We start from the raw sequence: 26,005 nt of genomic DNA on the forward strand, positions 1-26,005 counted from the left end.
TCGTTGGTTCGCCGGCGTGAGCCGTGGGTGAATGACGCGAATAGTGTTCGCTATATGTCGATGTCGTCGACAAGACCGGGGCATCCCGTTGAGGATATCCTATCGTCAGGCAGTGCGCTGAGTTTCCTCAGGAGATCATGATGGCTCGATTCAATGGATTGGCGCTTTTCCAGCGTCTGAAGCACCGCTCCCGAGCCCTGGGACGGATGCGCCGTGCCCTGCGTCTGTTCGTCCCGATGCTAGTCGACGTGGCGCGAGGCCGCTACCGTCCAGTGCCATGGTCCGCGATGGGATGGATGTTGTTGGCACTGGCCTATCTGCTGTCGCCGCTGGACCTGATTCCGGATGTCTTGATGCTGCTTGGCCTGGTCGACGACGTGGTCGTGGTCGGCTGGCTGCTGACGCGCGTCGATCATTCTCTGGAGGCATATCGCCGCTGGAAGGAGGATGGAGGAGGTGCCCTATCCTGATGGCGCTTTCGGATAGATGGGGCAGTCGCTAGCAGGGGGCGTTGGCAAGATGGGCGGGATGAGCTAGTTTGAGTCAAACGTTTGATTAATTAAGGCTGTCCATGTCGCTCCCGACTCCTGATGCCGCCGACTGGCGGCGCGCTATCACGCGCTTCGTCACCGTGATTCCCCACACCCGAGGATTCGGCCTGACGGTGCTCGAGGCGGGGCCCGAGCGGGTGTTACTGGGTTTGCCCTGGCACGATGACCTGCTCGGCGACACGACGCGCGGGCTGCTGCATGGCGGTGTGGCGACCATGTTGCTGGACACGGCCTGCGGCTCGGCGGTGCTGCCGGCACTGCCCGAGCCCGAGGTGTGTCCGACCCTTGATCTGCGCGTCGATCATTATCGCCCCGGCGTGGCGGGGAAGAGGCTGCATGTCGAGGCTAGAGTGGTCTCGGTCACGGCCTCGGTGGTGTTCACCGAGGGGCGGCTATGGCAGGACGCCGAGCGGCCGGTGGCTCGGGGCGTCGCCAATTTCATGCGTCTCGGAGCACGCAATACACCGCCGGGATTCACGCAGGCCCTGTTCGCGGCGGAGAATGACAATGACTGAGTCTTTCCATGATATCGAATGGCTGGCGCGTACTCGGCAGCAGGGAGATGTCGCGGCTTGGCTGGAGCGGATTCCCTATGCCCGCCGAATTGGCGTATCCGTCGAGACAGCAACGGATGGCGAGGGCCTGGTGTTTCGGCTGGCACCGCACGAGGCCAACATCGGCAATGTGCTGTTGCCGGCTCTGCATGGTGGCGTGGTGGCGGCCTTCATGGAAACCGCCGCGACCCTGGACCTGATGCTGGCCGCACGCGAGCCGCGTCTGCCGCGTGTTGTCGATGTCTCCATCGATTATCTGCGCACGGCCAGGGTGGTGCCGACGCTGGCGCGTTGCGAGTTGCTTCGCGAGGGTCGGCGCATGGCCAATGTGCGGGTCTGGGCCTGGCAGAGTGATGAAGGAACGCCGGTGGCGACCGCGCGGCTGCATTTTGCATTGGGCGAAATGACGACGCAGGACGCTTGAAAAACGTGCGGTGAGCCCCATATCGACGACAGTTGTTCACTGGTGGCCGTTGCCACCGCCACTGCTGTCATGTCGAGAAAGGGGTCCAAGATAGATGACCACTGCCACCCATGAGGAAACGCTCGGCTTCCAGACGGAAGTCAAGCAGCTGTTGCACCTGATGATTCACTCCCTGTACTCCAACAGGGAGATATTCCTGCGTGAGCTGATCTCCAACGCCGCCGATGCCTGCGACAAGCTGCGTTATGAAGCGTTGGACAATGACGCCATCTATGAAGGCGACAGCGAGCTGCGCGTCGAGATCGAACATGACCGGGATGCCGGTACGGTCACGCTGCGTGACAACGGCATCGGCATGAGCCGCGACGAGGTGATCGAGAACCTCGGCACCATCGCCCGCAGCGGTACCTCCGAGTTTCTCAAGCAGCTCTCCGGCGAGCAGCAGAAAGATGCCAAGCTGATCGGCCAGTTCGGCGTCGGCTTCTATTCCGGCTTCATCGTTGCCGACGACATCACGGTGCGTACCCGCAAGGCGGGCACCGACGCAAGCGCTGGTGTCGAATGGCGCTCTCAGGGCGAGGGTGAATTCAGCGTGGCGGATATCGAGCTCGAGCGCCACGGTACCGAGATCGTCCTGCACCTCAAGGAGGATGCACGGGAGTTCGCCGACGACTTCCGTCTCCAGAGCCTGGTGCGCAAGTACTCCGATCATATCGATGTGCCGGTGCGCATGCCCAAGGTCGAGAAGGCCCGTGACGAAGAGGGCAACGAGATCGAGGGCAGCGAGACCACGACCTGGGAGACCGTCAACGAGGCCACAGCGCTCTGGGTTCGGCCCAAGGCGGAGATCGATGACGACGAGTACAAGGCCTTCTACAAGCATGTGGCCCATGACTTCTCCGACCCCCTGACCTGGAGCCACAACAAGGTCGAGGGAAAGCTCGAGTACACCAGCCTGCTGTACGTACCGGGCCGCGCGCCCTTCGATCTGTACGAGCGTGATGGTGCCCGGGGCGTGAAGCTCTATGTGCAGCGCGTCTTCATCATGGACGATGCCGAGCAGTTCCTGCCGCTCTATCTGCGCTTCATCAAGGGTGTGCTGGATACGCGCGACCTGTCGCTCAACGTCTCGCGCGAGCTGCTGCAGCAGGATCCGCAGGTCGACAAGATCAAGTCGGCGCTGACCAAGCGTTCCCTGGACATGCTCAAGAAGCTGGCCAAGGACGATGAGGCCTACCAGACGTTCTGGAACACCTTCGGCAGTGTGCTCAAGGAAGGCCCGGCGGAGGACCATGCCAACCGCGAGAAGATCGCCGGCCTGCTGCGCTTCTCCACCACCCACACCGACAGCGCTACCCAGGACCAGTCACTGGCCGATTACGTCGGGCGCATGAAGGACGGGCAGGAGAAGATCTACTACATCGTCGCCGACGGCTTCAATGCGACGAAGAACAGCCCGCACCTGGAGATCTTCCGCAAGAAAGGCGTCGAGGTTCTGCTGCTCCACGATCGTATCGACGAATGGCTGATGAGCCATCTCACCGAGTTCGAAGGCAAGTCCTTCGTCGACGTGGCCAAGGGCGACCTGGACCTCGGCGAGGTCGAGGACGAAGACGAGAAGAAGGCCCAGGAGGAGACTGCCAAGGCCAAGGAGGACCTGGTCAAGCGCGTCAAGGAGGCGCTCGGCGAGGAGGTTCAGGAGGTCAAGGTGACCCATCGCCTGACCGACTCTCCGGCCTGTGTGGTGCTGCCCGAGCACGAGATGGGCTACCAGATGCGTCGCATCATGGAAGCCGCCGGTCAGCCGATGCCCGAGGTCAAGCCGATTCTCGAGCTCAACCCCGAGCATGCCCTGGTGACGCGCCTCGAGAGTGCCGATGACTCGGCCTTCGGTGATCTGGCGCGGATCCTGCTTGATCAGGCGATCATCGCCGAGGGCGGGCATCTCGATGACCCGGCAGCCTACGTCAAGCGCCTCAATGCCCTGCTGAGTGCTTGACGTCCACGTCAAGTCGAAAAAATCTTCGGCGACGCACGACCCTGCTTCGGCGGGGTCGTGTCGTGTCTGGGCGGCGGTTCGAGTCGTCGTCCAGGGGCGCCGTCGACGATGGCATCGGCGTCATTCGCCTTGAGAAAGGTTTCCATCTCAGGTAAAGATAGCCGGCTCGAGTCGTGAATAACGATAAACCTGCAAGGGGAGATCCAACGTGAAGATTGGTGCGCCCAAGGAGTGCGCAGAAGGGGAAGCGCGTGTCGCGTTGACCCCGGAGAGCGCCCAGCATCTCCAGAAGCTTGGACACGAATGTCTGGTAGAAACCGGTGCCGGTGCGGCGGCCGGATTCGATGACACGGCCTATCGCGAGGCCGGCGTCGAGGTCGTCGACGGTGCCGAGGCGCTTTGGGAGACGGCGGATGTCGTCATCAAGGTGCGTGAGCCTTCCGAAGAGGAAGCCGGACGCCTGACGCAAGGCAAGACGTTGATTTCCTTCTTCTGGCCGGCCCAGAACGAGGAACTGCTGGAGCGCTGTCGAGCGACCGGTGCCAGCGTCATTGCCATGGACATGGTGCCGCGTATTTCCCGGGCCCAGAAGATGGATGCCTTGTCCTCCACCGCGAATATTGCCGGTTATCGGGCGGTGATCGAGGCGGGCAATCAGTTCGGGCGTTTCTTTACCGGTCAGGTGACCGCCGCGGGCAAGGTGCCGCCGGCCAAGGTGCTGGTGGTCGGTGCCGGCGTGGCGGGACTTGCGGCCATCGGGACTGCGACCAGCCTGGGGGCGGTGGTACGTGCCTTCGACGTGCGGCCCGAAGTGGCCGAGCAGATCGAGTCGATGGGTGCCGAGTTCCTGTTCCTCGACTTCGAGGACAGCCAGGACGGCTCCGGCTCGGGCGGCTATGCGGCGCCCTCGAGCCCCGAGTTCCGCGAGAAGCAGCTGGCGCTGTTCCGCGAACAGGCGTCGGACGTGGACATCGTCATCACGACGGCACTGATTCCGGGCAAGCCGGCGCCGAAACTGTGGCTCGAGGACATGGTCAAGTCCATGAAGCCGGGGTCGGTGATCGTCGACCTGGCCGCCGAGCGTGGCGGCAACTGCGATCTCACCGAACCCGATCAGCGCGTCGTGACGGACAATGGCGTGGTCATCGTCGGCTACACTGACTTCCCCTCGCGGATGGCGACGCAGGCCTCGCTGCTCTATGCCACCAATGTCCGCCACATGATCACCGACCTCACGCCCGAGAAGGATGGCCAGCTCCATCACGACATGGAGGATGATGTCATCCGTGGCGCCACGGTGGCCCATGCAGGCGAGATCACCTTCCCGCCACCGCCGCCCAAGGTGCAGGCCATCGGGGCGGCCAAGCCGAAGCCCAAGGAGAAGGAGCCGACACCGGAGGAGAAGAAGGCTGCCGAGCATGCTGCCTTCGTCACCCAGACCAAGCGCCAGGTGGGCATGCTGGCCGTCGGCGGTGCGCTGATGCTGCTGCTCGGCCAGGTGGCACCGGCCTCTTTCATGCAACACTTCATCGTCTTCGTGCTGGCCTGCTTCGTCGGCTTCCAGGTCATCTGGGGGGTGAGCCATTCCCTGCATACCCCATTGATGGCGGTGACCAACGCGATTTCCGGCATTATCGTGCTGGGGGCAATACTGCAGATCGGCTCGGGCAGCTTCCTGGTAGGACTGCTGGCGGCGATATCGGTACTGATCGCGACCATCAATATCGTGGGTGGCTTTCTGGTGACACGCCGGATGCTGGCCATGTTCCAGAAATCCTGAACCGCGGGGAGACACTATGTTGAGTCAAGGATTCGTGTCCGCCGCGGCGATCGCGGCGAGTGTATTGTTCATCCTTTCTCTCGGAGGGCTGAGCAATCAGGAAAAAGCCAAGCGTGCGGTGTGGTACGGCATTGTCGGCATGGCCGTGGCCGTGGTGTTCACCGCCTTCGGGCCGGGGATCGGCGGCTACTGGTGGATGGTGCCGATGATGATCATCGGGGCCGTGGCCGGCGTCTATCTGGCGAAAAAGGTCGACATGACCGAGATGCCGCAGTTGGTGGCGGCATTGCACAGCTTTGTCGGTCTGGCGGCAGTATTTGTCGGCTTCAACGCCGACCTCGAACGCCGTCGAGTGCTGGCCGCCCAGCTCGCTGAGCAAGGTAGTGAGGGCTTCTCGGCCTTTGCCGCCCTGGTGGCGCACAAGACGCCGGCGGAGCTCACCTTCCTGCAGATCGAGGTGGTACTGGGGGTGTTCATCGGTGCGGTGACCTTCACCGGTTCGGTGATCGCTTTCGGCAAGCTGGCCGGCAAGGTCGACGGCAAGCCTCGTCAACTGCCGGGCGGCCATCTGCTCAATGCCGGTGCGGCAATTCTGTCGCTGCTGCTGGCCGTTCTCTACCTGAATGGCGCCGGTTTCTGGACGTTGCTGCTGCTGGCGGTACTGGCCTTGTTCATCGGCTATCACCTGATCATGGGCATCGGCGGCGCCGACATGCCGGTCGTGGTGTCGATGCTCAACAGCTACTCTGGCTGGGCCGCGGCGGCCATCGGCTTCACGCTGTCCAATGACCTGCTGATCGTCACTGGTGCCCTGGTGGGCTCCTCGGGTGCCATCCTCTCCTACATCATGTGCAAGGCGATGAACCGCAACTTCGTCAACGTGATTCTGGGTGGCTTCGGTGGCAGTCAGGGGCCGGCCGCCGAGATCGAGGGCGAGCAGGTCGCCATCGACACCGCGGGCGTGGCCAGTGCGCTGAACGACGCCGACAGTGTGGTCATCGTGCCGGGTTACGGCATGGCGGTGGCCCAGGCGCAGAACGCGGTCAGTGAGTTGACCCGCAAGCTGCGCAGCGCCGGCAAGAACGTGCGCTTCGGCATCCACCCGGTCGCCGGCCGCCTGCCGGGCCACATGAACGTGCTGCTGGCCGAGGCCAAGGTGCCTTACGACATCGTGCTGGAGATGGACGAGATCAACGATGACTTCACCGAGACCGACGTGGTGATCGTCATCGGCTCCAACGATATCGTCAATCCAGCTGCCCAGGAGGACCCCAACAGCCCTATCGCCGGCATGCCGGTACTACGGGTCTGGGAAGCCAAGCAGGTCTTCGTCTGCAAGCGTGGCCAGGGTACCGGCTATTCCGGTATCGAGAACCCGCTGTTCTTCAAGGAGAACACGCGCATGCTCTACGGCGACGCCCGCTCGAGCATTGATACCCTGGTACCGATGATCGACTGACCGGCCTCGGGGCCCCGGGTCCCGAGTTCTGCACGTCCTATACGCGCCCCCTAACGGGGGCGTTTTTCGATACAATCGCCGGATCACTTACAGTCTCGGGGCGACTATGTCCGACGATCGCAATCCTGATGATCGCAACACCAGAGTGACGGTGCTCGGAGGGGGCAGCTTTGGCACCGCCCTGGCCAGCATCGCCGCCGACAACGGCTTCGAGGTGCGGCAGTGGCTGCGCGACGCTGAACTCGCCTCGCAGATCAATCTCGAGCACCGCAATGGCCGTTATCTGCCCGGCTATGACATCAACCCCGCCGTATCGGCGCATACCCGACTGAGCGAAGCGCTGGAGGGGGCCGGGCTTGTACTGGTGGCAATTCCTTCAAAAGGGTTTCGCGACGTGGTGCGCCAGGCACGTCCATGGTTGAAGCCGGAGCATATCCTGGTCAGTACCACCAAAGGCATCCAGGAAGAGGGGTTCAAGCTGATGAGCCAGATCCTGGAAGACGAGACCGGGGGACGGCACATCGGGGTTCTTTCTGGGCCCAACCTGGCATCGGAGGTCGCCGACCACCAATTGACCGCCACGGTGATCGCCAGCCATGATCCCTTGACGCGGACTCGTGTCCAGACCGTACTGGGCTGCGACTATTTTCGCGTCTATGCCAGCAACGACCGTTATGGCGTGGAACTTGGCGGGGCCCTGAAGAATATCTATGCCATTGCAGCCGGCATGGCGGCGGCACTGGGCATGGGGGAAAACACTCGCAGCATGCTGATGACGCGCGCACTTGCCGAGATGAGTCGCTTCGCCGTGGCCCAGGGCGCCAACCCCATGACCTTTCTGGGGCTCGCCGGTGTAGGCGATCTGATCGTGACCTGCTCGTCGAGTCTGTCCCGCAATTATCGCGTCGGCTTCGCCCTGGGCGAAGGGCGCAACCTCGATGAAGCCATCGAATCCCTCGGCCAGGTAGCTGAGGGCGTCAATACGGTGCGGTTGGTACGAGATATGGCTCGGCAGGAGGGGGTCTACATGCCACTTGCCGAAGGGCTCTACCAGGTTCTGTTCCGGGATGTGCCGGCCAGGGAGATGGCGCGTTTGTTGATGCAGGGAGAACAGAGCAGCGATGTGGAATTCGTGTTATCACGGGAAAACGTGCAACGCGATCACCGGGACTCGAGAGGCGAGAATGGCTGAAACCTTGTTGATCATGCGCCATGGCGAGGCGCGAGCGGGGATGCCCGATGCCGAGCGTGAACTGACGGCTCAGGGCCACCGTGAGGTGGCCCGCATGGCGGCCTGGCTGGCCGGACGTGACGATCTGGATCTGTCGCGCCTGCGATTGCTGGCGAGCCCGTATCGCCGTGCCCAGCAGACCGCCGAGCACATTTCCGATGCACTTTGCGTGGCCGTGGAGCCCCTGTCGTTGATCACGCCCGACGATCCGCCCGGCGCGGTGCTCGACTGGCTGCTGCAGGCGCCGCTCGAAACGCCGGTCATGCTGGTCAGCCACATGCCCTTGGTCGGCGCTCTGGCTGGGCTACTCGTGGAGGGCCGCAGCGATCATGGCCTCGGCTTGCCGACGGCTGCCATTGCCGAACTGGAAGCCGAGGTGCCGGCGGCAGGCTGTGCACGACTGACGCGCTTCACCATGCCCGACGACCTGCCTGACCCGGAGTGAGCCGATCATGAGCTTCATCGTCAATAACCGTGTCCACGTGAATCCCGGTTACGAGGCCGAATTCGAGGAGCGCTTCCGTGCCCGGGTCGGGGAGATCGACAAGCAGCCCGGTTTCATCGCCATGCGGGTGCTTCGTCCGCAGGGCAATCAGGCCCCTTATGTCGTCGAGACCGAGTGGGAGAGTCAGGAGGCTTTCCGTACCTGGGTGGGCAGCGATGACTTCAAACAGGCCCATGCCAACCCGATGCCGCCGGAGGCCACCCGCGAGGGCGGTGGCCTCGAGCAGTTCGAGGTGGTGGAAGGCACCACTAGATCAGTCCTGCCGCCCGCAGGACGAAGACCCCGACAGTGATCGTGATGCTTGCCATCAGGGTCGTCAGGGCGATGATGTTGGCGGTGAGTGTCTCGTCGCCTCCCATGGCCTTGGCCATGACGAAGGCGGCCGCCGCCGTGGGGCTAGCAAAGAACAGGAACATCACGCCGAGTTCACGTCCTTCGAAGCCGAGCCACCAGGCGACCGTCGTGGCCAGGATCGGGATGCCGACCATCTTCCAGCCGCTGGCTCCCAGTGCTGGTCCATAGCCTTTCTTCAGAGCGCGGGTCGAGAGGGTGGCGCCGATGCAGATCAGGGCCAGCGGGAGCGTCAGCGAGGCGAAATAGTCGCCGGTGGTCGCCAGCCAGTTCGGTAGTCGGACGTCGAGAAGTGCCAGAGGCGTGGCTACCAGGACGGCCAGGATCAGAGGATTGGTCAGTATGTGCTTGGCGATGCTTCGCCATGGGACCTGTCTTGAGCCTTCCTCGCGTGGTCGGTAGAAACTGAGCACGACGACCGAGAGGATATTGTAGGTCAGAATCACGACCCCGAGCAGCAGCCCGCCGATGGACAATCCCACCTCACCGTACATGCCATGTGCCAGGGCCATGCCGACGACACCGCAGTTGCCACGGAAGCCCCCCTGGACATAGACACCACGCAGGACTCGGGGCAGGCGCCAGGCGGCCCACGCCCAGCACAGCAGGAAACTGGCCAGGGTTGCCAGGGCGAAGAAGACGAGCAACCAGGGGTTGAAGGTGTTTTCCAGATCGGCACCGATCAGGCTCAGAAAGATGAGAGTCGGCAGGGTGCCACGGAAGACCAGGCGGGAAGCGGTGTTGACGAAGGCTTGATCGATCCACCCCAGACGCTTGAGGCCGATGCCGATGAATACCATGGCGAACACCGGCAGGGTGATGTTGAGCGTCGAGAGGAAGATATCGATCAGTGACATGCTGACATCCTGTGTCGGCTCCGGCCCGGTCTTCGGGGATATCCTCGCCTCACGATTGACAGGTCATGCGGAGGGCATGTGATGCCGTCGAGGGGGAGGGCAAGAGCTAAAACTTTAGTCCAATTTTACCATGTAGGCGCTTGTCAGTCATCGTACAGCCGTTTAGCTTGTAATTTGTATGATGTATGACATGAGGGCGACGCCTTCCTCATGTCACCCCAAGGCTGACAAGAGGACGAGCCGGTGACCTTTACACGCGAAGATGTCAAGAAAGCGATCAGCGATGGTCTGCTGTCTTTCCCGATTACCGATTTCGACGCCGAAGGGCGTTTCGATGCCGAAAGCTATCGTCATCGCCTCGAGTGGTTCATCAGCCACGAGATCTCGGCGGTGTTCGTCGCCGGCGGCACCGGGGAGTTCTTCAACCTGTCCCAGGACGAGTTCCGCGAAATCGTGCGTCTGGCGGTTGAGGTCGTCGACGGCAAGCTGCCGGTGATCGCCAGCGCCGGTCTGAGCGTGGCCACCGGCAGTGCTTTTGCGAAGATCGCCGAGGAGGAGGGCGCCGACGGCATCCTGCTGATGCCGCCCTACCTGACGGAATGCCCCCAGGATGGCCTGGTGGAGTACGCCCGCCAGATCTGCGATGCGACGTCCATCAGCGTGATCTATTACAACCGTGGCAATGGTGTGATGAAACCTGCCTCGGTACAGCGCCTGGCTGATGCCTGCCCCAACCTGGTCGGCCTCAAGGACGGCAAGGGCGACATGCAGGCCCTCAACCGCATCATCAAGACCGTCGGCGACCGCCTGGCCTACGTGGGCGGCGTGCCCACCGCCGAGATCATGGCCGAGGCCTACCTGGCCGTCGGCGTGAACACCTACTCGAGCGCCGTGTTCAACTTCGTGCCGGACATGGCGGTCACCTTCTACAAGGCGCTGCGGGCCGGCGACACCGACACCGTGCGTCGCATCTCGCGCGAGTTCTTCGTGCCCTTCGTCGACCTCCGCGACCACAAGGCCGGCTATGCGGTCAGCCTGATCAAGGCCGGCGCCGAGATCATTGGGCGTCCCGCCGGCAGCGTTCGTGCGCCGCTGGAGATGCCGAATGCCGATGAGCGGGCTCTGCTTGTAAAGCTTGTCGAGCGTGCTCATTCATTCTAGTTGCACTGGAGTCGAGTCATGTCCCGCATTTCATCGGTCGTCGTCACCCCGGTTGCTTTCCGTGATCCGCCACTGCTCAATGTGAGTGGTATTCATGAGCCCTGGGCCCTGCGTTCGATCATCGAAGTGATAACCGAAGACGGCCGCTACGGTCTCTCCGAGTCGTATGGAGATGAGCAGACACTGTCACAATTGCAGACGGTGGCCTCCCGTTTGCCAGGCGTCGATGTCTTCCACCTCAATGAGTTGAAAGCCATCGTCGGGGAGTCTGTTTCCACTGTGTCTCAAGGGGAAGGCATTGAGCTGGCCCCCGGTACTAACCATGCCACCACAGTGCCGCGCATCTTCGCTGCCTTCGAGGTTGCCTTCCTCGATCTGATAGGCAAGATCACCGAGCGCAGCGTTTGTGACTTGTTGGGCGGGAAGGTCCGCGATGTCGTGCCCTATAGCGCCTATTTATTCTATAAGTATGGTCGTCACCAGTTCAGCCAGGACGATTGGGCTGATGCCTGGGGAGAGATCCTGACTCCCGAAGACGTGGTGCGCTCGGCCAGGCAGATGATAGATCAGTATGGCTTCCAGTCGATCAAGCTCAAGGGTGGCGTTTTCCAGCCTGAACATGAGCTAGCGGCGATCCATGCGCTGCACGAGGCTTTCCCTGAGCATCCTCTGCGTATCGACCCCAACGGCGGCTGGACACCTGAGACCACTAAGCGCCTGCTCCCGCAGATGGAAGGGCTGTTGCAGTATCTCGAGGATCCCGCCCCCGGCAAGGGCGGCATGGCCGAGGTTCACCAGTCGGCCACTATACCGTTGGCCACCAATATGTGCGTGATCGGCTTCTTCGACTTCCCCGAGGCCATCGCCAAACAGTCTGTGGATGTGATCCTCTCTGACCATCACTACTGGGGCGGGTTACAGGCGACCCGGGATTTGGCCCGCGTCTGTGAGACCTGGGGGCTGGGATTGTCCATGCACTCCAACTCTCACCTGGGCATCAGTCTGATGGCCATGACTCATGCCGCCGCGTCGATCGATAACCTCACCTACGCTTGTGACACACATTATCCCTGGCAGGAGGAGGAGGTCATTCTTGGTGGCAAGATTCCCTTCGAGGACGGAAGCGTACGCGTCCCCGATGCGCCCGGGTTGGGCGTCGAGCTGGATCGTAACGCCCTGCAACAACTCGAGCGCAACTTTCAGGAGTGTGGCATCCGTTCGCGCAACGATGTGAAGGAGATGCAGAAGTACGACCCCAACTGGACCGGGAAAGTACCCCGCTTCTGACGCCTCACGTGAGGCTTTCCAATGTTGAATCGACAATAGCTACAAGGATACCAACATGCAGATTCGCACCCTAGCTCATTCCATAGTTCTGGCAAGCGCTGCTCTGACATTTTCCGGTACCACTCAGGCTGCAGATTTGAAAGTGCAGACTTCCTTCAATTCGGGTGATTTTGCCTACCAATACCTGCAGGAAAATTGGGCGCCCAAGCTTGAGAAAGTGACCGATGGAGACGTTTCCATAAATCTGATGCCCATTGGTAGTGTAGTGCCCTATAAGGAAACCATGGAGGCGGTTTCCATGGGCTTGCTGGATGGCGACATGACGGCCCCTGCTTACTTTACCGGAAAGGATCCGGTATTTGCCTTGATGGGCGATTTGATTGCCGGCTACGACAAACCTTCGCAGTTCCTCGACTTCTGCCAGAAAGGTGGGGGAGAAGATGTCTTGCAGAAGGCTATCGACGCTCAGGTTGGTGACAAGATTAAAGTGGTCGGCTGTGGGCCCTACAAGCGCGAGGCTTTGGTGGCTGCTGTTCCTATCCGTAGCGTAGAAGACCTTGAAGGCGTGAAAATTCGGTCGCCAGAAGGCTTAGCGGCGGCAGTGTTTGAGCGTGCCGGGGCGACACCCGTCAATATTCCCTTCTCTGAAGTCTACACCTCGTTGCAGCAGGGCGTGGTCGACGCGGCTGATGCCTCCGCCTACGTCAATAACGATGCCTCGGGCCTTCACGACATCGCCAAGTACCCGATCTATCCGGGCATACACAGTATGTCGTCGCAGCAGTTTACTCTCAATCAGCAGACGTGGGAGTCGCTTAGCGAGGAGGACCAGAAGGCCCTGGGGCAATGGTTTTATAATGCCTTCCACGACCTGGCCAAAGCCGTTCAGGAGAAGGACGAGAGCCTGGTGGCTCGGGACAAGAAGAAGGAAGACATGACCGTCATCGACTGGCCGCAGGAAGAGCGCGACCAGTTCCGCGAGATCGCCCGCGGTGCCTGGGAAGCGTTCGGCGATAAGAGCGAATTGGCGCAACAGGCATTACAAGCTCACCTCGAGTATATGCGTGAAACTGGCCTTCTCAAGGGGGGTGATACAGCTGAAACTGTTGCTGCCTCTCAAGAGAGTCAGGACTGATATCTTACCTTGGGGACCACGACAACGGGCGTTGTCGTGGTCCTTTTTCTGACTGGAGTCTGCTATGCGACTACTCAGCCGACTGGCGGCAGGCATGGACCGGGTCAGCGCTTTCATCGGCTATGCCTGTGCCGTGTTGTTCTTCGCCTGCATTGTGCTGTCCGCTCTTGAGGTGGCCATGCGCTATATCTTTAATTCTCCCACCCAGTGGACCTTCGAGACGGTCATGGCGTTGTGTGCCACCGGCTGGGTGATGACTAGCGGTTATGTGACACAGCGAAAGCGGCATATTGCCATCACGATGATGGAGTTAGTGGTGCCCGTCCATGTTTGGAAGAAGATGGAACTGGTTTCGCTGGGAGTCGCCATTTTTGCTTTGGCAATGCTGATCTGGGCCACCTGGGAGCCTGCGATGACGGCTTTGCATGGTGGTCAACGAAGTGGAAGTTCTTTTAACCCACTTTTGCCAGCATATCTCAAACCGACTCTCGTAGTAGGGGCCTTTCTCTATCTCCTTCAGTTGCTCGCCAATGTGGTTCACTGGTTCGAGGAACGAGCCAAAGGAGGGGCCGAATAATGGGTATTGAAGTCGTCACTTTGTTGATTGTTCTAGCGCTTCTGGCGTTGATGGCTTTCGGTATTCCTCTGGGAGTCACAACACTGACTGTGTCGGTGGTTACCGCACTTCTATATTACGGAACGGATGGTCTATTCCTGGTAGCATCTAATGTCTACCACGTGCTCGAGAAGTATGAGCTTGTTGCTGTACCATTTTTCGTGTTCATGGCCAATGTGCTGGAACGTTCAGGAATTGCCCATGCATTGTTCGACAGCATGTCGATTCTTGGTGGTCGTGCTCGTGGCTCGGTGGCCGTGCAGACTTGTGTGGTAGCGGTGATACTCGCCGCAATGAGCGGCATCATGGGTGGTGAGATCGTCATGTTAGGTCTGATCGCTCTGCCACAGATGCTGCGCCTGGGCTATGATCGAAATCTGTCAATTGGCATCATCTGTGCCGCCGGTGCCCTGGCAACGCTGATTCCACCCTCGGTAGTGATGATTGTCTACGGTCTGGCCGCCCAGGTGTCGATTACTAAATTATTCGCCGCTGGTGCCGTGCCGGGTATGGTCCTGGCTGCCATCTATATTACCTATATATTGATCCGCTGTCGTCTCAACCCGGCATTGGCGCCGATCAATGACATCCCAGAGACTGCGCTACCGTTGCACAAGCGTCTCAAGTACCTCAAGGGAGCGATCCTGCCGTTCATCCTGATCGGCTGTGTTCTGGGAGCGATCTACACCGGCATCACCACGGTAACTGAGGCTGCCGCCATGGGAGCGGTGGGGGCGATGATCGTCGCCGCCATCCTCAAGCAGTTTTCCTACCGGATGATTCGCGACGCCATGCGCCAGACGGCGCTGACTGTAGGCTCAATTATCTGGTTGGTACTGGGGGCGGTAAGTCTCGTCGGCATCTATAATCTGATCGGTGGCGTCAGCTTTCTGACCAACTTCCTGCAGGGACTCGAAGTACCGCCGCTGGCGGTAATTGCCATCATGATGCTGATTGTCATGGTGCTGGGTACCTTCCTCGAGTGGATCGCAATCATCTTCATCACTGTACCGATCTTCGCCCCGGTGGTGGTGGGACTGGGCTACGACCCAGTGTGGTTCGGCGTACTGTTCGCCATGAATATACAGATCTACTATCTATCTCCACCGTTCGGGCCGGCCTGCTTCTTCCTCAAGAGTGTGGCGCCTGAAGGGATTGAGTTGCAGCATATCTTCCGCGCGGTACTGCCATTCATTGGCCTGCAGGTAATCGGCATGGCGCTGATACTGTTTTTTCCACAGTTGGCTCTGTGGCTACCCAACCTGATGTTCGGCTAGAAGGAATTGACCATGAAGCTGCGCAACGACGAACTGACCCGGCAGGACGATGAGTTGACAGTCAGCGATTCGCCCAAAGAGGTGAACCAGTTTCGCTTCGGCTTCTGGCCGGAGGTCGCCGGCCTGGTGGCCTCAGGAATCATCATCTGGATCATGCAGCTGTAATTGGGCGACGTTATTTCCTTATGCACGCCAATGACAGCTCTAACTGGAGCCAAGGGGGAGGGCGTGTGCCCTCTCTGTTGATCGACTGTAAGAGACAACACCTCATGTTTCCCAAGATCACCAAGATGAACGTCGTGCCGATCGCCGGCGAAGACGGCTTCCTGCTCAACCTGAGCGGCGGCCACGCGCCCTGGTTCATCCGCTGCGTGCTGGTGCTGGAGGACGAGTCGGGTAACCGTGGGGTCGGCGAGATCCCCTCCAGCGAAGGCATCCTGAACGGCCTGGAGAAGTGCCGTGGCCTGGTGGAGGGCGCGCGGGTCAACGAGGTCAAGCGGGTGCTCAGCCAGGCCCGTGATCTCCTGGCCCAGGGCGGCCCCGAGGAGCGCGGTCGCCAGACCTTCGATCTGCGCGTGGCCGTGCACGTCATTACCGCCATCGAATCGGCGCTGTTCGATCTCTTCGGTCAGGCGCTGGGCATGCCGGTGGCCGACCTGCTGGGCCAGTACGGTCGCCAGCGCGACGAGGTCGAGGCGCTGGGCTACCTGTTCCTGCTCGGCGACCCGGACAAGACCGACCTGCCGTATCCCCGCGTGGCCGACCCGGTCGACGCCTGGGACGAGGTGCGCTATCGCGAGGCCATGACACCGGACGCCGTCGCCAACCTGGCCAAGGCCGCCTACGACCGCTACGGCTTCAGGGACTTCAAGCTCAAGGGCGGGGTGCTGCACGGCGAGGAGGAGGCCGATTGCATCCGCGCGCTGCACGAGGCCTTCCCCGAGGCGCGCCTGACCCTGGACCCCAACGGTGCCTGGACGCTGGACGAGGCGGTGCGGGTGCTGGAGCCGATCAAGCATCTGCTCAGCTACGCCGAGGACCCCTGCGGCCAGGAAGGCGGCTTCTCCGGTCGCGAGACCATGGCGGAATTCAAGAAACGCACCGGGCTGCCCACCGCCACCAACATGATCGCCACCGACTACAAGCAGTTGCAGCTGGCCGTGCAGCTCAACTCGGTCGACATCCCGCTGGCCGACTGCCACTTCTGGACCATGCAGGGCGCCGTGGCGGTGGGCGAGCTGTGCCACGAGTGGGGCATGACCTGGGGCTCGCACAGCAACAACCACTTCGATATTTCGCTGGCGATGATGACCCACGTGGCCGCCGCCTGCCCGGGCGAGATCACCGCCATCGACACTCACTGGATCTGGCAGGACGGCCAGCGCATCACCAGGGAGCCGTTCCAGATCCTTGACGGCAAGCTGACCGTGCCCAAGACGCCGGGCCTTGGCATCGAGCTGGACGACGACAAGCTCATGGAGGCGCACGAGAAGTACCGGCGCCTCGACGTCACCCAGCGCAACGACGCCATGGCGATGCAGTACCTGATCCAGGGCTGGGAGTTCGATCCCAAGCGTCCCGCCCTGGTCCGTTGAGGCGGATTCGCTGAGATATCCACACCCCATCGCTCGGCGAGTCGGTATGCGCCGCCTCGCCCGACCTGAACGGCGCCGTGATCCGGCGCCCCATGACAGGAGTAGCCGCATGACTCTGGAAGGCAAGCAACTGATCGGCCAGCGGGCCGTGACCAGCGACGGCAAACCGATCCATGCCGTCGACCCCGCCACCGGCGAGACCCTGTCCCCGGCCTACCCCGCCGGCGGCCAGGCCGAGGTCGAGCAGGCCTGCGAGCTCGCCTGGGCGGCCTTCGATGCCTACCGCGAGACCGGCCTCGAGGCCCGCGCCCGCTTCCTCGAGACCGTGGCCGAGGAGATCGAGGCCATCGGCGACGACCTCATCGTGCGCGCCATGGCCGAGTCCGGCCTGCCGCGGGCGCGGCTGGAGGGCGAGCGCGGCCGTACCTGCGGCCAGCTGCGCCTGTTCGCCAACGTCGTGCGCGCCGGCGAGTGGCTCGACGTGCGCCTCGATCCGGCGCTGCCGGAGCGGGCGCCGATGCCGCGCGTCGACCTGCGCCAGCGCCATATCGCCCTGGGCCCGGTGGCCGTGTTCGGCGCCTCCAACTTCCCGCTGGCGTTCTCGGTGGCCGGTGGCGACACCGCCTCCGCGCTGGCCGCCGGCTGCCCGGTGGTGGTCAAGGCCCACGCCGCCCACCCCGGCACCTCCGAGCTGGTCGGCCGCGCCGTGCAGCGCGCCGTGGCCCGCTGCGAGCTGCCCGAGGGCGTGTTCTCGCTGCTCTACGGCTCCGGCCGCGAACTCGGCCAGGCGCTGGTGCGCGATGCGCGCATCAAGGCGGTGGGCTTCACCGGCTCGCGCGGCGGCGGCACCGCCCTGGTACAGGCGGCCCAGGCGCGTCCCGAGCCGATCCCGGTCTACGCCGAGATGAGTTCGATCAACCCGGTGTTCGTGCTGCCGGAAGCGCTCGAGGCCCGCGGCCAGGCGCTGGGCGAGGCCTTCGTCGGCTCGCTCAATATGGGCGCCGGCCAGTTCTGCACCAACCCCGGCCTGGTGATCGCCGTCAAAGGCGAGGCGCTCGATGACTTCGTGGCGTCTGCCGGCGAGGCGGTGAAGGCCTCCGCGGCCCAGACCATGCTGACCCCGGGCATCCATGACGCCTACGTGCAGGGGGTCGACGGTCTGATGGCCAGCAGCCAGGCCCGCGAGGTCGCCCGCGGCGCGGCCGGCGACGGCCCCAACGCCTGCCAGACCGGGCTGTTCGTGGCCTCGGCCGAGGACTTCCTACGTGAGGAGGCGCTGCAGGCCGAGGTCTTCGGCGCCACCTCGCTGGTGGTCGAATGCGCCGACCTCGACGAGGTCAAGCGCGTGGCCGAGGCCCTGGAAGGCCAGCTCACCGCGACCCTGCAGATGGACGACGGCGACCTGGACGCGGCTCGCGCCCTGCTGCCGACCCTGGAGCGCCGCGCCGGGCGGGTGATGGCCAACGGCTGGCCGACCGGCGTCGAGGTGTGCCACGCCATGGTCCACGGCGGGCCCTATCCGGCCACCTCGGACGCGCGCACCACCTCGGTGGGCAGCGCGGCGATCCACCGCTTCCTGCGCCCGGTGTGCTACCAGAACCTGCCCCAGGGGCTGCTGCCCGAGGCGCTGCGCGACGGCAACCCGGCCGGCGTCAGCCGCCTGGTCGACGGCCAGCGCGAGGCCTGAGGCAAGGCGTTCACGTTCAGATTGGCAAGCGGTAAGTGTCTGGCGGCCTTCGGGCCGCCTTTTTTATGGCCTCCTGCCGCGCCGATCCGTGCGTTCCAGCAACCAGTCGCGGAAGGTCACCAGGGGAGGGAAGTCGGCCTTCTCCGGCGAGTAGAGCAGGTAGTCGCGGTGTCAGCTGTCGAGCCCGGCATCCAGGGGGCGATTTGGTTTGGCCAGGAAAGGTCTCCACGTCGGAGCGGGGTACCGAGCATATTCACACTTTGGTCTAAATCTGTCCGATCTTCCTTGTAAGCCGAGTGAAGGCTGGCTAGCTTGTCATTCATATGATGTATGATATTAAAAAAGACCGGCCAGAGTCTCCTGGCCGACCGCAAGAAGCATAAAAAAAGTTCACCTGAACCCGTAAGTAAGGAGCGCTTCATGCTGACCAACAAGACCACTAAAAACAGCAAGATCCTGAAAATGACTGCCCTGGCCGGTGTCGTCTCGGTCATCTCGATCCCGGCCCAGGCCGAACAGTGGCGAGGGTGGAACATCCACCCGCCGTCCTATCCGAACAGCGTCGCTCTCGAGAGCTTTGCCGAGGAAGTCGCCGAGAAGACAGAGGGGAGAGTCGAGCCCAAGGTCTACCATAATGCCGTGCTGGGGGATCAGCCGGATGCCATCGAGCAGACGCGCAACGGGGCCCTGGATTTCGCCAACTTCAACATGGGGCCGATGGGACCGATCGTCCCGGCCACCAACATCCTGTCGCTGCCGTTCATCTTCCAGAGTCCCGATGACATGTATCGCGTCATGGACGGCGAGGTCGGCGATCGCTTCGCCGATGCGCTGGCCGAGAAGAATCTCGTCGCGCTCTCCTGGTTCGGCTCGGGGGCCCGCAGCCTCTACAATACCGACCATCCGGTCGAGACGCCGGCGGACGTGGAGGGCCTGAAGGTCCGCGTCATGAACAACGATCTCTATGTGCAGATGATCGACGAGCTGGGCGGCAATGCCACGCCGATGGCCTACAGCGAGGTCTACCAGTCGCTCAAGACCGGCGTCATCGACGGCGCCGAGAACAACTATCCCTCCTACGAATCCAGTGGCCACTACGAAGTGGCGACATACTATTCCCTCACCGAGCATCTGATCCTGCCGGAGTGCCTGTGCGTGGCGGAGTCGACGTGGCAGGAACTGTCCGAAGAGGATCGCGGCATCGTGCGCGAGGCGGCGCAGAATGCCGCCGAAGAACAGCGCCAGCTCTGGGAAGAGCGTGCCCAGAGCAGCCGTCAGATGGTGCTCGACGCCGGCGTGGAGATCAACGAGGTGGAGGACAAGGCCGCCTTCCAGGAGAAGATGCAGCCCATCTATGACGGTTTCGTCCAGGAACACCCCGACCTCGAGGCGCTGGTCGAGGATGTTCGGGCCGCGCAGGGGTGATTCTGTCCATTCCCACTCGGGGCTCCGGTGCCGGAATCGGGCCGGGGCTCCTCGAAAGGACTGCACAAAGTGAGCACATATTCTGATCGAGTCCCCGCGGGAGAGGGCGTCGCGACGCCCTCCGCCGTGGACAGGACGCTGGATGGCATCGCCCACGCCTGCATCGTCGTGTCGGGCGTGCTTCTCGTCTTCCTGATCGCTTCCTTTGGCTGGCTGGTCTTCGGCCGTTACGTGCTCAACGACACCCCGACCTGGGTCGAGCAGTCATCGCTGCTCATCGTGGTGTACGTGACCTGCCTGGGGGCGGCCGCCGGCGTGCGCAACAAGACCCACCTCAGCATCGACTTCATCCGCGAGGGGCTGCCGGCGATTCCCCGGGCGCTGATGCGCCATGTCGCCGATGTCTTCGTGGTCCTGTTCGGCGCCTTCATGGCCTGGCAGGGCGGCATCATGGTGCTGGACAACATCGGGCGTCCCATTCCCATGATCGGTCTCTCCGAGAGCTGGCGTGCGCTGCCACTGGTCATCTGTGGTGCCCTGATGGTGCTGTTCTCCTTCGTCAATATCGTCCAGCGTCTCGTGACGCCTTCCGGGAGTTAACCTCATGGGCCTGCTGATTCTTTTCGGTGTCTTCTTCCTGGGCCTGGTCGTCGGTGCGCCGGTGGCCTTCGCGGTGGGACTGGCGTCCGTTGTCACCTTTCTCTATGAAGGGTTACCGCTGTTCGTCGGTTTCCAACGCATTCTTTCGGGCATCTCGGTGTTTTCGCTGCTGGCGATTCCCTTCTTCATCTTCGCCGGCGAGCTGATGCTCCACGGCGGCATCTCCAATCGCCTGGTGCGCCTGGCCTCCGCCGCCGTGGGCCGGGTGCGCGGCGGACTCGGGCTGGTCAACGTCTCTTCCTCGATGCTGTTCGGCGGCATCTCCGGGTCGGCGGTCGCCGATACCTCGGCGCTCGGCTCGATCCTGGTGCCGGTGATGAAGGAGAAGGGCTATGACGCTGACTATGCGGTCAACGTGACCGTGACCTCGTCGGTCGCCGGGGTGGTGATTCCCCCCAGCCATAACATGATTCTCTACGCCGTGGCCGCCGGTGGCGGCATCTCGGTGACCCAACTGTTCATCGCGGGCATCGTGCCCGGCATCCTGATGTGCCTGGCCCTGGCGGTCGCCGCCTATGTGGTGGCCGTCAAGCGGGGCTATGCCGGCGAGACCTTCCCGGGCTGGCAGGCGCTGATCGTCAGCTTCGCCGCGGCGCTGCCCGGCCTGCTGACGGCGGTCATCATCGTCGGCGGCGTGCTGTCCGGCATCCTCACGGTGACCGAGTCCGGCGCCTTCGGGGCCATCTACGCCATCGTGGTCACCGGACTGGTGTATCGCGAGCTGCGCTGGGCATCGTTCAAGCAGGCCGTCTACCAGTCGGTGCGCACGACCTCGCTGGTGATGATCCTGGTGGGCTGTGCCTCGGCCTTCTCCTATCTGCTGGCGCTGTACAGCGTGCCGGAGCTGCTCAGCAACGCCCTGCTGGCGATCTCCGACAACCCCTACGTGATCCTGCTGATGCTCAACCTGCTGCTGCTCGGGCTCGGCATGATCATGGACATGGCGGCGCTGATCCTGATCTGCACGCCGATCTTCCTGCCGGTCGCCGCCCAGTTCGGCATGGATCCCATCCAGTTCGGCATCATCCTGATGATCAACCTGGGACTGGGGCTGTGCACGCCGCCGGTCGGCTCCTGCCTGTTCGTCGGCAGCGTGATCGGCAAGATCAAGATCGAGCAGGCGGTGCGCACCATCTGGCCCTTCTATCTGGCGCTGTTCGCCGTACTGATGCTGGTGACCTACGTGCCCGCGGTCTCGCTGACGCTGCCGTCCTTCTTCCAGTAACGCTTCTCGCACCCGTTGGGACAGGAAACCACGATGAAGATCGAACGCGTGCACACGCACATCCTCGACTACCAGCTCGACCAGGCCTTCGAGAGCGCCTCGATGCGCTTCGAGCGGCGCCAGCATTGCCTGGTGGAGATCGTCTGCGACGACGGCACCGTGGGCTGGGGGGAGTGCCTGGGCCCGGCCAGGGCCAACGCCACCATCGTCGGGCTCTATGCCGGCGCCCTGGTCGGGGCCGACCCGCTCGAGACCGAGAAGCTGTGGCTCGAGCTCTACAACCGGCTGCGTGATCAGGGCCAGCGGGGCCTGACCATGACCGCCCTGAGCGGCATCGACATCGCGCTCTGGGACATCAAGGGCAAACGCTACGGCGCGCCGATCAGCGAGCTGCTCGGCGGGCGCTTCCGCGAGGAGGTCCGCGCCTATGCCACCGGTTCGTTCCGCCGCGACGGGGTGGACCGGGTGCAGGACGTCGCCGAGGAGGTGGCCGGCTATGCCCGAGAGGGCTTCCATGGCGTCAAGATCAAGATCGGCTTCGATGTCGAGGAAGACCTGCGCGCCATCGCCGCCGTGCGCGAGGCGATCGGCCCCGAGCGCCGGCTGATGATCGACGCCAACCACGGCTATGACCCGCTCGAGGCCATCGAGGTCGGCAAGCGCGCCGAGCCCTTCGGCATCGACTGGTTCGAGGAGCCGGTGCTGCCCGAGCAGCTCGACGCCTACCGCGCCGTGCGCCAGGGTCAGCAGATCCCCGTGGCCAGCGGCGAGAACTGGCACGGCCGTTACGCGATGCTCGAGCCGCTGTCGACCCGCGCCGTGGACATCGCTCAGCCCGACGTCTGCGGCGTCGGCGGGTTCAGCGAGATGCGTCGGGTCGTCGACATGGCGGCGATGTTCGGCGTGCGCCTGGTGCCGCACGTCTGGGGCACGGCGGTGTGCATCGCCGCCAGCCTGCAGTGCATGGCGGCGCTGCCGCCCAATCCGCCGCGTCGCCGGCCCCTCGAGCCGATCCTGGAGTTCGACCGCACCACCAATCCCTTCCGCCAGGCGGTGGTCGAGACGCCGCTCGAGCATCGGGACGGCGTGGTGCGCATCCCCGACGGCCCGGGGCTGGGGGTCACCATCGATCGCGACGCCCTGCAGCGGTTCGCCCTGAAGGAGGAGGAATGACCGTGTCCGAGGTTCCCGCCAACACCCGGCCGCTGGATGGACCGGCGCCTCGACTGCAGGCGCCGCCGGGGGCCACCGATTGCCATATCCATCTTTACTTGCCGGGCCATCGGGCCCGGCCCGGTGGCCCGGCGATTCCCGAACTGGCCACGGTCGAGGATTACCGCCGCGTGCAGCGTCGGCTGTCCCTCGAGCGGGTGGTGGTCACCCAGTCCAACGCCTATCAGCGCGACAATGCGGCCCTGCTCGAGGCCCTGGCCGAGCTCGGCCCCGAGAAGGCCCGCGGCGTGGCGGCGGTAACGCCGGAGACCTCGCCCCGCGAGCTCGAGGCCTGGCACGCCCAGGGCGTGCGCGGTGCGCGCATCATGCAGCTGCCCGGCGGTGCGGTGACGATCGACCGGATGGGCGAGGTCGAGCGGCGCATCCGGCCGCTGGGCTGGCACCTGATGGTGCAGTTCAACGGCCGCCACCTCGACGACCATCGGGACGCGCTGCGCCGCCTCGAGGGCGACTACATCATCGACCACATCGGCAAGTTCATGGACCCGGTGCCGGCAGACGACCGGCGCGTCGACGAGATCCTGCGGCTGCTCGATCGCGGCAACGCCTGGTTCAAGATCTGCGCCGGCTACGAGGCCAGCCTGGCGGGCGGGCCGCACTACGCCGATGTCGGCGCCATCGCCCGGCGCGTCATCGCCCATGCCCCGGAGCGTATCCTGTGGGGCAGCAACTGGCCCCACGTCGGGGTGCCGCGTGCGCAGTATCCCGACGATGCCGAGCAGCTCGACGTGCTGCTGGAATGGGCGAGCCCCGAGGCGCGCCAGAAGATCCTGGTCGACAACCCGGCCGCGCTGTACGGCTTCGGTGCCTGATGCACCCGTCTGCACTCGGCCCCATCTTTCCCGGAGGCCCCGCCACGGGGCGACTCGCTATCGAAGGAGATCACTGATGCTGAATCGGATTCTGGTCACCGGCGCCGCCGGTGGCGTGGGCAAGGCCATTCGCCCCCATCTCGCCCGGCTGGCCCATCGCGTGCGGCTGTCGGACGTCGCCGACCTGGGCGAGGCGGCCGAGCACGAGGAGATCGTGCCCTGCGACCTGGCCGATGCCCAGGCGGTCAACGCCCTGGTGGCGGACTGCGACGGCGTCGTCCACCTGGGCGGGGTGTCGGTGGAGAAACCCTGGGAGGGCATCCTCCAGTCGAACATCATCGGGGTCTACAACCTCTATGAGGCGGCGCGGAACCTGGGCAAGCCGCGCATCGTGTTCGCCAGTTCGAACCACACCATCGGCTTCTATCCGCGCACCACGCGGATCGACAATCAGGTGCCGCACCGTCCCGATTCCCTCTACGGGGTCTCGAAGTGCTTCGGCGAGGACCTGGCCAGCCTCTATCACGACAAGTTCGGCGTCGAGACGCTGAGCGTGCGCATCGGCTCCTGCTTTCCCAAGCCGGCGGACACACGGATGATGGCGACCTGGCTGAGTGTCGAGGACTTCGTCGCCCTGCTCGAGCGTGCCTTCGTGGCCCCCAGACTGGGGAACACCGTGGTCTATGGGGTATCGGCCAATCACGAGACCTGGTGGGACAACACCAGCGCTTCGTTCCTCGGCTGGGCCCCTCGCGACAGCTCCGAGCCCTGGCGGGCCGAGGTCGAGGCCGCCGCCGGCACCATCGATCCCGATGATCCGACGGTCGTCTATCAAGGCGGAAAATTCGTCGCACAGGGCCACCCCGACGACTGAGCGGCGGTTCTGGATTGGCCCTCACGGTGTTCGAGCCCGATCACCGTGAGGGCCCCATGGCAAGGAAAGGAGAGGCGCTCGATGGCGGATACCGTCGATCTGACACTGGAGGAACTGGAGACGCTGAGCCGGGAGGTGCTGACGCGGCATGGCTTCGACGAGGCGCATGCCGGTGCCATCACGCGCAGCGTCGTGGCGGCGCAGCGCGACGAATGTCATTCCCACGGGGTGTATCGATTGATCGGCTGCATCGAGACCCTGCAGAAGGGCGGCGTGAGCCCCGATGCGGTCCCCGAGATCTCTCGGGCGGCACCCGGTATCGTGCGTGCCGATGCCCGCCGGGGATGCTCGCTGCTGGCGTTCGAGCGGGCGCGGCCGACCCTGATCGAGACGGCGAGCACCAACGGCGTGGCGTTGCTGGCGATCAACAACGCCTTCCACTTCTCGGCGCTGTGGCCCGAGGTGGAGTCCCTGGCGGAGGCGGGGCTGGTGGCCCTGGCGATGACGCCGAGCCATGCCTTCGTCGCCCCGGCGGGCGGCCATGCGCCCTTGCTGGGCACCAACCCCATCGCCTTTTCCTGGCCGCGCCCCGGGACCTTTCCCTACACCTTCGATTTCGCCACCAGCGTGGTGGCGCGAGGGGAGATCGAGCTGCATCGTCGCGCCGGGGACGCGATCCCCGAAGGCTGGGCCATCGACGCGGATGGGGGATCGACCACCGATCCCGTCAAGGCGCTGGAAGGCGCGATGCTGACGTTCGGGGGCTACAAGGGCTCGGCGCTGTCGATCATGATCGAGCTGCTGGCGGGGCCGCTGATCGGCGACCTGCTGGGGCATGAGACCCGGCCGGCCAGTGACGATGGGGACGGGCGGCCCTGGCACGGCGAGCTGATCCTGGTGATCGATCCGCGGACCCTGCTCGGCGACGAGGCGGACGACCACCTGGCGCGTGCCGAAGCGTTGTTCGAGGGCGTGCTGGGGCAGGGGGCGCGGTTGCCCTCACAGCGACGCCATGCGGCGCGCCGGCGCAGCCGCGAGCGGGGTGTCACGATTCCCGAGGCGTTGTACCAGGAGCTGGATGACTTGCGTCGTCGGGTATAGCGATGGCTTGTGACGTCTGCCGACGCGCTCTCAAGACACGAGCCGGGGTGCGAGGAACGGTGAAGTCATCTGGTGTGATATATGATGAAATGGGGAAGGCTTCCAGCCTCGATGACGTCATGATGGTTGAAGCAAGGTAGGCAATGAGAGGTAACACAATGGCGATGGGTCTGCGCCGTGTCGATATCAAGGGGCGAGGAGTGATC

Annotated in this window: 25 protein-coding genes; 24 read left to right on the forward strand and 1 reads right to left on the reverse strand. The window is 63.5% G+C overall.

Features of this window, described 5'->3' with window-relative positions:
- Positions 1 to 140: 140 nt before the first annotated feature.
- From RSO41_RS11665 to RSO41_RS11705, 9 genes are all read left to right on the forward strand, one after another.
- A complete protein-coding gene (locus tag RSO41_RS11665) occupies positions 141 to 470 on the forward strand; it encodes a YkvA family protein (RefSeq protein ID WP_315619278.1) in 330 nt (109 codons plus the stop codon).
- Positions 471 to 571: 101 nt separating this feature from the next.
- Positions 572 to 1,066, forward strand: a complete 495-nt coding sequence (locus tag RSO41_RS11670; RefSeq protein WP_315619279.1) for a PaaI family thioesterase — start codon at positions 572 to 574, stop codon at positions 1,064 to 1,066.
- Positions 1,059 to 1,529: a PaaI family thioesterase gene (locus RSO41_RS11675; RefSeq protein ID WP_315619280.1), complete on the forward strand. Its 471-nt coding sequence runs from the start codon at positions 1,059 to 1,061 to the stop codon at positions 1,527 to 1,529. The genes RSO41_RS11670 and RSO41_RS11675 overlap by 8 nt, the downstream gene beginning before the upstream one ends.
- Before the next feature lie 94 nt (positions 1,530 to 1,623).
- The gene (htpG, locus tag RSO41_RS11680; protein ID WP_315619281.1) at positions 1,624 to 3,528 is read left to right on the forward strand and encodes a molecular chaperone HtpG; all 1,905 of its coding nucleotides are present in this window, start codon (positions 1,624 to 1,626) and stop codon (positions 3,526 to 3,528) included.
- A 208-nt stretch (positions 3,529 to 3,736) separates the two neighbouring features.
- Positions 3,737 to 5,308 (forward strand): Re/Si-specific NAD(P)(+) transhydrogenase subunit alpha, encoded by a 1,572-nt coding sequence (locus RSO41_RS11685; RefSeq protein ID WP_315619282.1) that lies wholly within the window; start codon positions 3,737 to 3,739, stop codon positions 5,306 to 5,308.
- 16 nt (positions 5,309 to 5,324) lie between these two features.
- Positions 5,325 to 6,767, forward strand: coding sequence for an NAD(P)(+) transhydrogenase (Re/Si-specific) subunit beta (locus tag RSO41_RS11690; protein WP_315619283.1), 1,443 nt, complete (start codon positions 5,325 to 5,327; stop codon positions 6,765 to 6,767).
- Between the two features lie 106 nt (positions 6,768 to 6,873).
- Positions 6,874 to 7,959 carry an NAD(P)H-dependent glycerol-3-phosphate dehydrogenase gene (locus tag RSO41_RS11695; protein ID WP_315619284.1) on the forward strand — a complete coding sequence of 362 codons (1,086 nt, stop codon included), beginning with the start codon at positions 6,874 to 6,876 and terminating at the stop codon, positions 7,957 to 7,959.
- Positions 7,952 to 8,443 (forward strand): phosphohistidine phosphatase SixA, encoded by a 492-nt coding sequence (gene sixA / locus RSO41_RS11700; protein ID WP_315619285.1) that lies wholly within the window; start codon positions 7,952 to 7,954, stop codon positions 8,441 to 8,443. Before RSO41_RS11695 ends, sixA begins: the two co-directional genes overlap by 8 nt.
- A gap of 7 nt (positions 8,444 to 8,450) precedes the next feature.
- Positions 8,451 to 8,795, forward strand: a complete 345-nt coding sequence (locus RSO41_RS11705) for an antibiotic biosynthesis monooxygenase (protein WP_315619286.1) — start codon at positions 8,451 to 8,453, stop codon at positions 8,793 to 8,795.
- On the opposite strand, the gene RSO41_RS11710 is transcribed toward RSO41_RS11705, so the two are convergent.
- Entirely contained in the window at positions 8,752 to 9,711 is a 960-nt protein-coding gene (locus RSO41_RS11710) for an AEC family transporter (protein WP_315619287.1), read from the reverse strand. The genes RSO41_RS11705 and RSO41_RS11710 overlap by 44 nt on opposite strands.
- A 243-nt stretch (positions 9,712 to 9,954) precedes the next feature.
- Here RSO41_RS11710 and kdgD point away from each other — a divergent pair, with 243 nt between their 5' ends.
- From kdgD to RSO41_RS11785, 15 genes are all read left to right on the forward strand, one after another.
- Entirely contained in the window at positions 9,955 to 10,872 is a 918-nt protein-coding gene (gene kdgD, locus RSO41_RS11715; protein ID WP_315619288.1) for a 5-dehydro-4-deoxyglucarate dehydratase, read from the forward strand.
- 18 nt (positions 10,873 to 10,890) lie between these two features.
- Positions 10,891 to 12,159: a glucarate dehydratase family protein gene (locus RSO41_RS11720; RefSeq protein WP_315619289.1), complete on the forward strand. Its 1,269-nt coding sequence runs from the start codon at positions 10,891 to 10,893 to the stop codon at positions 12,157 to 12,159.
- Between the two features lie 55 nt (positions 12,160 to 12,214).
- Entirely contained in the window at positions 12,215 to 13,294 is a 1,080-nt protein-coding gene (locus RSO41_RS11725; RefSeq protein ID WP_315619290.1) for a TRAP transporter substrate-binding protein, read from the forward strand.
- A 64-nt stretch (positions 13,295 to 13,358) separates the two neighbouring features.
- Positions 13,359 to 13,871: a TRAP transporter small permease gene (locus RSO41_RS11730; protein WP_315619291.1), complete on the forward strand. Its 513-nt coding sequence runs from the start codon at positions 13,359 to 13,361 to the stop codon at positions 13,869 to 13,871.
- Entirely contained in the window at positions 13,871 to 15,187 is a 1,317-nt protein-coding gene (locus tag RSO41_RS11735; protein WP_315619292.1) for a TRAP transporter large permease subunit, read from the forward strand. Before RSO41_RS11730 ends, RSO41_RS11735 begins: the two co-directional genes overlap by 1 nt.
- Positions 15,188 to 15,199: 12 nt before the next feature.
- Complete coding sequence (locus RSO41_RS11740) at positions 15,200 to 15,352, forward strand: hypothetical protein (RefSeq protein WP_315619293.1); 153 nt, start codon at positions 15,200 to 15,202, stop codon at positions 15,350 to 15,352.
- 104 nt (positions 15,353 to 15,456) lie between these two features.
- On the forward strand, positions 15,457 to 16,782 hold the full coding sequence (locus tag RSO41_RS11745) for an enolase C-terminal domain-like protein (protein ID WP_315619294.1): 1,326 nt from the start codon (positions 15,457 to 15,459) through the stop codon (positions 16,780 to 16,782).
- A 109-nt stretch (positions 16,783 to 16,891) separates the two neighbouring features.
- Complete coding sequence (locus RSO41_RS11750) at positions 16,892 to 18,469, forward strand: aldehyde dehydrogenase (NADP(+)) (RefSeq protein ID WP_315619295.1); 1,578 nt, start codon at positions 16,892 to 16,894, stop codon at positions 18,467 to 18,469.
- A gap of 420 nt (positions 18,470 to 18,889) precedes the next feature.
- Entirely contained in the window at positions 18,890 to 19,894 is a 1,005-nt protein-coding gene (locus RSO41_RS11755) for a TRAP transporter substrate-binding protein (protein WP_315619296.1), read from the forward strand.
- A 69-nt stretch (positions 19,895 to 19,963) separates the two neighbouring features.
- Positions 19,964 to 20,494, forward strand: coding sequence for a TRAP transporter small permease (locus RSO41_RS11760; protein ID WP_315619297.1), 531 nt, complete (start codon positions 19,964 to 19,966; stop codon positions 20,492 to 20,494).
- 4 nt (positions 20,495 to 20,498) lie between these two features.
- Entirely contained in the window at positions 20,499 to 21,779 is a 1,281-nt protein-coding gene (locus RSO41_RS11765) for a TRAP transporter large permease (protein WP_315619298.1), read from the forward strand.
- Positions 21,780 to 21,812: 33 nt separating this feature from the next.
- Positions 21,813 to 22,952: a mandelate racemase/muconate lactonizing enzyme family protein gene (locus RSO41_RS11770; RefSeq protein WP_315619299.1), complete on the forward strand. Its 1,140-nt coding sequence runs from the start codon at positions 21,813 to 21,815 to the stop codon at positions 22,950 to 22,952.
- A 2-nt stretch (positions 22,953 to 22,954) separates the two neighbouring features.
- Positions 22,955 to 23,824 (forward strand): amidohydrolase family protein, encoded by an 870-nt coding sequence (locus RSO41_RS11775; protein WP_315619335.1) that lies wholly within the window; start codon positions 22,955 to 22,957, stop codon positions 23,822 to 23,824.
- A 76-nt stretch (positions 23,825 to 23,900) separates the two neighbouring features.
- Positions 23,901 to 24,698 carry an NAD(P)-dependent oxidoreductase gene (locus RSO41_RS11780; RefSeq protein WP_315619300.1) on the forward strand — a complete coding sequence of 266 codons (798 nt, stop codon included), beginning with the start codon at positions 23,901 to 23,903 and terminating at the stop codon, positions 24,696 to 24,698.
- Between the two features lie 81 nt (positions 24,699 to 24,779).
- A complete protein-coding gene (locus RSO41_RS11785) occupies positions 24,780 to 25,799 on the forward strand; it encodes an Ldh family oxidoreductase (RefSeq protein ID WP_315619301.1) in 1,020 nt (339 codons plus the stop codon).
- The last annotated feature ends 206 nt before the right edge of the window (positions 25,800 to 26,005 follow it).

Source organism: Halomonas sp. I1, from assembly GCF_032334135.1.
Classification (GTDB): domain Bacteria; phylum Pseudomonadota; class Gammaproteobacteria; order Pseudomonadales; family Halomonadaceae; genus Halomonas.